We start from the raw sequence: 9,594 nt of genomic DNA on the forward strand, positions 1-9,594 counted from the left end.
CCGCGCGCACGGCGGCCTCGTCCACGTCGCCGCCGGAGACCAGCCCGGACGCCGGCCGGCGGTGGTCGACCCTCGCACGTTCGACGACGCGCCGCCAGATCTCGGCGTCGAAGTCCGGCAGGCAGGCCGCCGCAGACGCCGCCGCCACACCCCTCCAGCCCGGAGGGATGCGCGAGGCCTGCAGCCAGGCCTCCGCGAGGAAGGTGCCCGAACCGCACATGAAGTCGACCAGCGGCGCCTCGCAGTCCCAGCCGCTCAGGCGCAGGACGGCCGCGGCCAGGGTCTCCTGCAACGGCGCCTCGACGGATTCCAGACGGTATCCCCGGCGATGGAGGGAGCCGCCCGACACATCCAGCGCGATCACGGCCCGGTCTCGGTTGATGTGCAGGTTGAGCCACACGTCGGGCTCGCGGCGGTCCACGCTGGGACGACGCCCGCACGATTCGCGGAAATGGTCCACGACCGCGTCCTTTAGCCTCTGGGCCGCGAACTGGGAATGACTGATATTGCTGCGCGAAACGTTGGCGACAACGGCGAAGGTCCGGTCCGGCGACAGGATGGCGTCCCAGTCCAGCTTGCGGGCGGTGGCGTAGAGATAGCGGTCGGAATGGCAGTCGAAGGTCAGCAGCGGCGCGAGGACGCGACCCGCCAGCCGGGAACGCAGGACGACGTCGTAGAGCAGGCCGGGATCGGCGCGGAACCCGACGCCGCGCACGCGGGCGTCGGCGGCCGGGGCTCCCAGTTCGCGCAACTCGTCGACGAGCAGGTCCTCGACGCCGCGAGCGCACTGGGCGAAATACCGGCCGTGTTTCTGGTACTCGAACACCTCGCCTCCGCTCGCCGACGTTGCCCCCCGATCCGGTGGATCGTGGAGACATGGTGCGCCACGCCCGGGGGATCGTCAACCGCCGCCCCGCGACAGCACCCGGACATCACGAGAAGGGACGCCCCGCAGGGCGCCCCGACAGGAGACCGGCGAAGTCGATCAACGATAGAGGCTCTTGATCTCGCTCCAGGTGCCCGGTTCGTTGCCGACTGAGTAGGCGCAGCAGACGGTATCGCCCCAGATGATGACCTTGCCGCTGGCCGTCTTGATATAATCGAACATGTCGACCCAACCGGTGCCCTTGTCGTTGTAGACGATGCCGGGCTCGGGCAGGCCGTCGATGGGCAGGTTGGCCTCGAAGGTATCGTGGTACCGGATGATCAGGAAGTAGTGTTCGTCGAATGCCAGGCAGCCGCACGCGTCGTCCATGGGCACCGTGATCACGTACAGGCCCGGGGCGGTGAAGTTGAAGACCTGGTCGAGACCTTCGCAGATGAACGGTCCGGGAACGAACTGGCCCAGCGCCTGGTCCCAGACGGCCTCGGCGAGGCCGCCCGACGCGGTGAAGGTGACCGGCACCTGGTCGGCGGTCAGCTCCAGGTACATGTTGACGTTGAGCAGCTCGAAACCGCCCAGGGGACAGGAACCCTGAGCTGGCGGGAAGATCAGATAGGCATAGTCCTCCTGTCCCGTATGCAGGAACTCCACGGTGGACGGGACGGGTGGATTCAGGTTTCCCACCTGGAAAACGGGTTGTCCCTGGGCGGCGTACGCCAGGATCAACATCAGGACGATCAGTGAGGTCTTGTACTTCATGGCGCATTCCCCCGAGCAATAGGACAGGAACCCTTAGACCCGCATTGCATACCCCTCGGACCTTAGATTGTACCCGATATCTGACAAATCATCAAGCAACCCCTGCTCCGGGGCCGGAATATTCCCGGCAGAAAAGGCCCCCGGGACCGCAGGGGGGAGCCGGGGGCGTCAGGTGCCGGGAATGCGTCTTTCTGGACGACTCGTCCGATCAGTCGAGGTAGCGGGCAACGCGGAATCCGGTGTAACGGCCCTTGTTCGGAAGACTGCGGGTGGCTGAACGGCAGGTGCGCGCGCCGTTGCCGTAGCCGCCGCCACGCATCATGTGGATGGCGCCGGCGGTCGGGCCGATCGGGTCGGTGACGCTGCACCCCATGAGGATCGGTATGGGCACGCTGTCGATGGCCGGACGATAGACATACCCCAGGCTCATTGTGTTGAAGTTCACCAGACGGTCCAGGTCATACTGGCCGGTTCCGCTGTCCAGGATGTTCATGTCGTCCACCAGCAAGATCTGGCCGCCGATCCCCAGCGAGGTGATCTCGCCGGTCAGGGTGATCTCGCCCTTCACTCCCTCGCCGAAAGCGGCGTCGATGAACTGTTCCGCCGTGACCGACAAGGTCACGCCGGGAGCGATAGCGGTCGGGAAGTCCGTGAACACGCCGACGTGGCGGATGTCGTTGTTGACCCTCAGGTTCACCTCGCCGGCGAAGTCCGCATAAGCGAAGTTTATCTCGCTGGTCGTGATGTCCAGGTTGGAGATGTTGAAGTTGGAGCCGACCCTGGTGAAGCGGATCATTAGTCCGTCGCCGAACGCCTGGAGGAACTGGATGACCGACAAGCTGCCCAGTCTCTCGACCGAACCGTTGCTGAAGTAGAAATCGCCGAGCGTGACCGGCACGTTTTCGTAGGGGCCGGACCAGTCCCAGACCCACTCCCAGACGTTGCCGTGCATGTCGTAAAAGCCCCATGCGTTGTCGTCGAGCTGGCCCACGGGGTGGGGCAGGTAGCCCGAGTTGTTGCAGTACCAGCCGATGAGCATCAGCAGCTCGTCGTAGTCGCAGCTGCTGGGCGTGTAGGTGAGGCTGCCGTTCGCGAGATCGGTCTGTGTGCCGGCACGGCAGGTGTACTCCCACTCCGCCTCGGTCAAGAGGCGATAGCCGTCGGCCGCCTGATCCCAGGTGACGTCTTCCCCGACGATCCCGTAGGCGGGCGTGAGCCCTTCGTCCAACGACAGGGCGTTGCAGAAGGTGACCGCCTCCAGCCAGGTGACGCTCTCGATCGGATGGGACAGCTCGCAGTTGGGACAGAGATCGTAGTAATGGCTGGGATTGTCGCCCATGAGGCGCGTGTACTGGGCCCAGGTGATCTCGGTCACGGAGGCCTCGAAGGGCCGGGTGAGGGTCACCCTGTGCTGGGGCCACTCGTAGGGATCGACGGCGCTCTGCAGGGGGCTGCCCATCTTGAAGGTGCCGGGCTCCACCGACATCATCACAAGGGCCGACGACGCCTGCGACAGGTATGAGGCGTTGAAGGTAATGCCCTGCCCTTCGGCGAGGTTCTGCTCAGCCGGCATCGGCGTGATGTAGCCGTCCACGTCTCCCCAGGTGATGGAGTAGTCGCCGGCGACCATGTCCTCGAAGAGCGCGTCGCCGTTGCCGGTCTCCACCAGATCGTCGGGGCCGGTGAGGGTCCACGGGGCTGCGATCTCGTCCGGTTCGGGGTTGATCTGCACCTGGCCGGGATCGGGCTCGTTGCTGGGCTGCCGATAGGTGCCGGTGAACGTGGTGACGGCGCCGCCGGCAAGCGTCTTCGTGACCGGGTTGGCGCTGGGCAAGAACCAGCCGCTCACACCCTGCCACGTCAGCACGTATTCGCCCGCTGCGAGGTCTGCGAGGACCACATCGCCGTTTCCATCGTACACGTAGCCATCCGGACCCGTCAGTTGCCAGGGGAAAGCGACGGTTATCGGGCGGGGGTAGACGCCGATGCTGCCGGTACCTGTCACTCCTCCGGTGGGCGTGTTCTCGTCGCATCCCCAGATGGCGAGCAGGCCGAGCACCAACGCGGCCGACAGCAAACGCAACAGTACGGCTCTCATCATCGACGATCCCCCTGTGGAGACTGCTGAGGAGTGTTGATCAGCCAGAGCGGCTCGAGACACTCGCTTGAAAATACCACATGGCATGCACCGACGCCAGTTTTCGCGTGCCCGCGTCCCGATGGGTGGGAATGTACGGAAAAGCGCGGCTCACGGCAATTTCCGGCGGCAATCCGTCGCTCACGACCCGGTCGCGATGCGAACGCCGTCGTCGCGATCAGGATCTGGTGACCACGACCAGAGTGATGTCGTCTGATTGGGGCATGCCGGCCGTATGATCGGAGACGGCCCGCAGCACCGCTTCGCGAATGGCGACGGCGCCGCGATCCCGGTTCTCCGCGAAAAGGGCGGCCAGGCGGTCGTCGCCGAACATGGTCTCCACCGCGTCCTCGTCCAGCGGGATGCGTCCGTCCGGCAGCGGGCCGACGGCCTCGGTGATGCCGTCGGTGAAGAGCAACAGGGCGTCTCCCGGTTCGAGCGTCGCCACGTCCTGCGCGAAGTCGACGTCCGGCAGCATGCCCAGGGGCAGGCCGCCCGCCTCCAGGCGCTCCAGCTCGCCATTGCTCCGCCTCAGCAGGGACGGGTTGTGCCCGGCGTTGGTGTAGGTGAAGGATCCGGTCCGGCGGTCGAGCACACCGTAGAAGAAGGTGGCGAACATGTGCGGATCGGTGGATTGCACGAGCAGGTCGTTCACGCGCCGGACCACGCCGGAGATCCGGCCCGGATGCAGGACTTGACCGTGCAGCGAAGCCTGCAGATTGGACATGAGCAGAGCCGCGGGAATCCCCTTGCCGGAGACGTCGCCGATGGCCACGCCCAGCAGGCCGTCGCCCTGATCCAGGAAATCGAAGTAGTCGCCGCCCACCTGCAGGCTGGGAATGCTGGCGCCCGTGATCTCGTAACCGGGCACCGAAGGCATCTCGTGGGGCAGCAAGCGCTCCTGGATGGCGCGGGCCGTCTCCAGTTCCTTCTCGAGCCGTTCGCGCGCCACGGCCTCCTCGCGTCCCCGCTTGACGGCCACGGCCATCTCGTTGAAGGAATCGGCGAGGTCGCCGAACTCGTCCTCGTTGGGCACGTGGATGCGCGCCTCCAGGTCGCCAAGAGCCAGCCGCTGCGTCCCCTCTCGCAACCCGGTCACCGCCGAGGTGATGCCGTTGGTGATGCGCAACCCGAGGAAACCCGCCACGGCCTGGATCAGCAGGAGCAGGCCGGCGATGAGGGCCAGGCTGATCAACACCGCCTTGTTGAACGTGTTCTCGCCCGTCACGAACTCGTCCGCCAGATCCGCCAGGCTCACCTGCACGTGCAGCAGGAAGTCGCCGTACGCGAAGTGTCCACCGGCCAGGACGATCAACGGCACCTGGGCGCCGCCGAAATAGAGCGGCCGGCTCCAGATCGACGCGGCGGTGGAATCCCGGTAGCTGCCCTGCAGGGATATGCGCCCGTCCAGCGAATCGGCCTCGGCGTCGGCGGTGGCGATCGCGAGTTCGCCGCGTGTGGCCAGCACCCCGACGTCGGCGCGCAGCAATCCCGACAGGCGATCGAGCACGCCCGCGTCCAGCGGTACGCCTGTGATGTGAGCATCCCCGGTGCCGAGGCCGCGGATGTCCAGCAGCCACAGCTCGTCGGCGATGCGGAAGACGGCAGCCGTGTCAGCCGGCGCCCAGGCCCCCGATTTCACCACCTGCTCCTCGCCGGCGATCGTGAGCTTCATGCCGGTGGCGGCGGGAACCTGCTCGTCGGACGCGGGCACCGGGCGGTCCAGGGCGGCCCTGAATCCGACGAGCCAGTCCGGCAGGCGATCGTTCGAGCGGCCGGCGGCCCAGTCGAAGCCGGCGGCGTCCGTGACGGCCGCGCAGCCCCGGATCGCGGCCGGGTTGGCGGCCCAGTCCTGCAGGACATCGCGTCCGCGCGCCGTGGTGACACCGCCCATGGCGCCGTAGAGCGCGACCAGGCCGAAGGTGCTCAGCAAGAGCAACGGGATCGCGGCGATCAGGACCGCCATGACCGCCAGCTTGGGCTTCAGGCGCAGGAAATGGAGCCTGATCCCGAAGAGCAGACGCAGCAGGGAAAAGACCCAGAACAGTCGCAGCGACCCCTGGCAGGTCCGGCCGAAGTTGTTGATGAAGCCCATGAACCAGCCCATGCCGTCGGTGTCGGGCCAATGCCAGTCCCACGACACCAGGACCAGCGCCGCAACGCCGAGGAAGAAGGCCGCCGCACGCTGGGCCGAGGAAAGCAGGCGCCAGGGACGTTGACGCCGCAGCAGGAGGAAGCAGAAGTTGAGGGATACGGCGATCTGGCGGCCCCCGCTCTCGGCGCCGAAGAGAAGCAGCACCGGCACGGTCAGGACCAGGTAGGCGATCCAGAGCCTGCGCACCGCGGTGTCAAGGAGCAGGAAGAGCACCGACGCCGTCCAGCTGGCACCGAGCATCAGGGCCGGCAGCCACGGCATGAATGCGCGCAGGGGCCACACGACCACGGCGCTCGCGGCCGCGGCCAGTATCAGCCGCCAGGCGATCGAGTGGTGCGGGACTTCGCGATCCGGGCGCTTCTCGAACATGTCGCCTCCACCTCTCCTCGGCTGGCGGTCAACCGTAGTCCCGACGAGCGCCGAAGACAAGGTTCATCAGGGGTGGACAGAAGGGCCTCGAAGGAGCAAATTTACGGTTGCGACGAGCGATGCGTACCTCATGACGACGGAGTTTTGAGATGAAGACCGTGATCCGCCCATTCATGCTGACTGGCCTGTTGATCGCCCTTGCCGGCTGTGGCATCGGTTTCGGCGACAAGTTCTACGATTACCAGACCCCGACGCCGCCGGACATGGAGGTGCTGATGCTGTCTCAGTGCCTTGTCGGCTCCTTCTCCAGCGCCGAACAGGCCGCGAAGGATGCCGATTACCACGATATCACGTTGGAGACGGTGCGCGTCTGGCCCACACGCGGAGATGGCGTCTGGTTGTACGTCGAGCAGGCTGCCGCCGAGAGCAAGGACAAGCCGTACCGACAGCGCATCTATCACCTGACGCGCAGGAACGATGTGACCTTCTCCAGCGAGATCTATACGCTGCCCGACGAGGCGGCCATGGTCGGCGCCTGGCGCGATCCCACGCGATTCGACGCCCTGTCCCCCGCGGACCTCGTCGTCAAGGAGGGCTGCGCCGTCGAGCTGGAGCGCGTGAACGCGTGGATGTTCTCCGGGTCCACACGGGAACAGGATTGCCCGAGCGAACTGCAGGGAGCGTCCTACGCCACCAGCGAGGTGACGATCACCCCTTCGTGGATCGAGAGCTGGGATCGCGGCTTCGACGAGGCAGACAACCAGGTCTGGGGAGCCATCAAGGGCGCCTACCGCTTCGTCAAGCAGGGACGCTGATCGCCCACACCCCTCCCCGAACGAATAGGCGCGGGTCCGTGGCCCGCGCCGTCGTCTCTCAACCCGGGTAATTCTCCTGTTCGGACGACATGCACGAGGCGATGAGGAAGGCCAGCGAGCGGGTCGGATCCCTTTCCGGCGCCTCCCCGTCGGTGACCACGCGCAGTTCCGTGTCGGATTCCTCGATCACCAGTCGGCAGGACGATTCGCGCAACAACTCCAGGTAGTCGAGCCTGTCATTCTGCTCGAAGCACAGGCTCATCAGTCCGTCATGTCGGAGCAGGCGCCCGATGGCCGGCAGTATGGTCTTGACGTACTTGGTGGTGTAGTGCGCGAGGGGGGCGCGGGCGATCACCAGATCGATGGAATTGTCGGGGAAGGGGGTATCGATCAGATCGTAGGGCGCCAGGTACTGCATGTGGAACTGACGCAGGGCTCCGAAAAGGGTGACGTCGGCGGGAACGCGCAGGCGCTGGACCACCTCTCGTTTCTCCATCCCGAGACGCTTCGCGATCTCACCGGCGTACCCGCGCAGGTTGGTGGCCGTCTGCACCAGGAGTTCCCGGTCCAACACGCGCTCGTGATCCACCAGAATGATGTCGCCGCAGCCCGCCAGGTGGAAGACCAGCGGTATGGTGGGTTGCCAGCCGGTGCCGATGTTCAGGAGCGTCTTGCGTTTGAGGTCGAACCCCGAACGCTTGAGCATCTCGACCTGATACAGGCCCTGTTCGAGCGTGCGAGGATCGATTTTCGAGATGGGCGGCACGAACTCGCCGATACGCTTGGGCTGGGGGGGCCCCCGTCCGAACAAGCGGATCCACAGCTCATGCGCGCGTCGCCGCATGTCGGTCATGACCATATCCTCGATCCCGGATTCATCGTGAGGGTCGGCGCGACGATCATATCGCGGCTTGCCGGCCTTTGACACACAAATCCACCCTGCCACTTGGCTGGAGCGGCCAAGAACGGATTCTAGCACAAGCAACTCCGCAATGCCAACATCTGCAACCACATGGCCCAACCCAGATTGTGGCGATTCATCACACATTCGCAGGATCACGTGTTCCCATATCATCACTCGTCAGCGGCGGATACCCATGATCACCAAGAGTCCAAATGAGTTACGTGATCTTCCTTCGTGCTTGGCATATGACGTCCTTCGGGTATGATGATTGCCACGGATTCCCTGCAACCGACTGGCTGGGAACGACCATGAAAAGAGTCCGCATGAACCGGCGCAGCCACTTGCCTGGCATCACTGCTGCAATTGTCTTTCTGACAATTGGTTGTGCTTTTTGCTGCCCCGCACGCGGCGACGCCCGATCCGCATCCCAGCCGACCGGTGAGCTCCCGGCTGCCTCGCCGGGTGTGGTGAAAATGCTCACCCTGGAAGCCGTCGAGCCACACGGAAACACACGGACCTCCCTCGCCGTGATCGAACGATATCTCGGACTATCGCCCGGGGCCCGGCTCGATCAGGAGGACCTGCTGGAGGCCGTGGCCAGGCTGCGCGAAAGCGGCCTCTTCGACGCGGTGGACTACTTCACGCGCCCCGGTCGTACGCGCGGCGCGTTGGTCCTGGTCCTGGAGGTCGAGGAGCGCGGGCCGGACCTGCGTCTCGGCACCGGCAACAGCGACCTGGACGGCTGGTACCTGATCCCGGCCGCGCTTTCCCTCGACAACCTGACCGGGCGCGGTGAACAGGCCGCCGTGCAGCTGATGATCGGCTATCGCATGGCGGGCCTGACGGCCCACTACCGGCGCGGCGCGGCGCCCGGCGACCGCACGTTCTGGGGTGCGGAGATCCGGGCCTTCGCCAGCGAGCGCGTCTACTTCGAGGACGGCGTGGAGTACGCCCACCTCGTGTCGCGAGGCGGCTTGAGCCTGCATCTGGGCCGCCGTCTCGGCCGCGGCTGGAGCCTGTCGGCGGCGGTGCAGTTGGAAACCGCCGACGCCGATTCGACCGGCACGGTCTGGCGCGACGATGACGTGAGCGGCGTCACCCAGGGCGACGAAGTCCCCTTCGCCGAACTGCCCGAGGGCATCGCGGCTGGCGTCGGCGAACGCGAGCGCACCATCTGGCATACGGACCTCGTGCTGGACACCCGCTCGCCGGAACGCCGCGCGGGTTCGCCCGCGGCTGGATTGTGGGGGCGGCTGCGCCTGGGATACACGTTGCAAAAGGAGGGCGATTTCCCCTCCGGGAGGTGCGACCTGCGCGCCTATCGCTCTCTCGGGTCCGGCGTGCTGGGCCTGCACGGGCGCGCAGCCTACGTGGGCGCCGAAGCGCCCTTCTACGACCGGCTCTACCTGGGCGGGCTCTACACGGTGCGGGGTTTCCCGAGCCAGTCCCTGAGCGCACCCTCCGGCGACGAGTGGCTTTGCCAGGGGTCAGCGGAATACCGCGCGCCCCTGCTGGGCGACGCGGCACGACCGCGCCTGGTCGGCCTGCTATTCGTGGACGCCGGCCGCAGCG

General features: G+C 66.1%; 7 protein-coding genes. 2 read left to right on the forward strand and 5 right to left on the reverse strand.

Features of this window, described 5'->3' with window-relative positions; all coding sequences use genetic code 11:
• The 4 genes from KJ554_03630 to KJ554_03645 all read right to left on the reverse strand — a co-directional run.
• On the reverse strand, nucleotides 1–826 hold an 826-nt coding region (locus KJ554_03630), incomplete at its 3' end, for a class I SAM-dependent RNA methyltransferase (GenBank protein ID MBU0741427.1).
• Nucleotides 827–985: 159 nt separating this feature from the next.
• Nucleotides 986–1,642 (reverse strand): hypothetical protein, encoded by a 657-nt coding sequence (locus tag KJ554_03635; GenBank protein MBU0741428.1) that lies wholly within the window; start codon nucleotides 1,640–1,642, stop codon nucleotides 986–988.
• A 208-nt stretch (nucleotides 1,643–1,850) separates the two neighbouring features.
• Nucleotides 1,851–3,128, reverse strand: coding sequence for a formylglycine-generating enzyme family protein (locus tag KJ554_03640; GenBank protein ID MBU0741429.1), 1,278 nt, complete (start codon nucleotides 3,126–3,128; stop codon nucleotides 1,851–1,853).
• 829 nt (nucleotides 3,129–3,957) lie between these two features.
• Entirely contained in the window at nucleotides 3,958–6,303 is a 2,346-nt protein-coding gene (locus tag KJ554_03645) for a SpoIIE family protein phosphatase (GenBank protein ID MBU0741430.1), read from the reverse strand.
• 149 nt (nucleotides 6,304–6,452) lie between these two features.
• Between KJ554_03645 and KJ554_03650 the strand changes: the two genes are divergently transcribed.
• The gene (locus KJ554_03650) at nucleotides 6,453–7,118 is read left to right on the forward strand and encodes a chromophore lyase CpcT/CpeT (protein ID MBU0741431.1); all 666 of its coding nucleotides are present in this window, start codon (nucleotides 6,453–6,455) and stop codon (nucleotides 7,116–7,118) included.
• A gap of 58 nt (nucleotides 7,119–7,176) precedes the next feature.
• Here the strand turns inward: KJ554_03650 and KJ554_03655 are convergent, their stop codons facing one another.
• Nucleotides 7,177–7,971: a class I SAM-dependent methyltransferase gene (locus KJ554_03655; protein ID MBU0741432.1), complete on the reverse strand. Its 795-nt coding sequence runs from the start codon at nucleotides 7,969–7,971 to the stop codon at nucleotides 7,177–7,179.
• Nucleotides 7,972–8,495: 524 nt separating this feature from the next.
• Between KJ554_03655 and KJ554_03660 the strand changes: the two genes are divergently transcribed.
• Nucleotides 8,496–9,594, forward strand: a 1,099-nt coding sequence (locus tag KJ554_03660; GenBank protein MBU0741433.1) for a BamA/TamA family outer membrane protein, incomplete at its 3' end; no start/stop codon positions are given.

The sequence above is a fragment of the bacterium genome (assembly GCA_018814885.1).
Classification (GTDB): Bacteria; Krumholzibacteriota; Krumholzibacteriia; order LZORAL124-64-63; family LZORAL124-64-63; genus JAHIYU01.

Coding starts and splice junctions, on each gene's coding strand:
- KJ554_03635 (MBU0741428.1), bottom strand. CDS start 1,642: ATGAAGTACAAGACCTCACTGATCGTCCTGATGTTGATCCTGGCGTAC.
- KJ554_03640 (MBU0741429.1), bottom strand. CDS start 3,128: ATGTCGGTGGAGCCCGGCACCTTCAAGATGGGCAGCCCCCTGCAGAGC.
- KJ554_03645 (MBU0741430.1), bottom strand. CDS start 6,303: ATGTTCGAGAAGCGCCCGGATCGCGAAGTCCCGCACCACTCGATCGCC.
- KJ554_03650 (MBU0741431.1), top strand. CDS start 6,453: ATGAAGACCGTGATCCGCCCATTCATGCTGACTGGCCTGTTGATCGCC.
- KJ554_03655 (MBU0741432.1), bottom strand. CDS start 7,971: ATGACCGACATGCGGCGACGCGCGCATGAGCTGTGGATCCGCTTGTTC.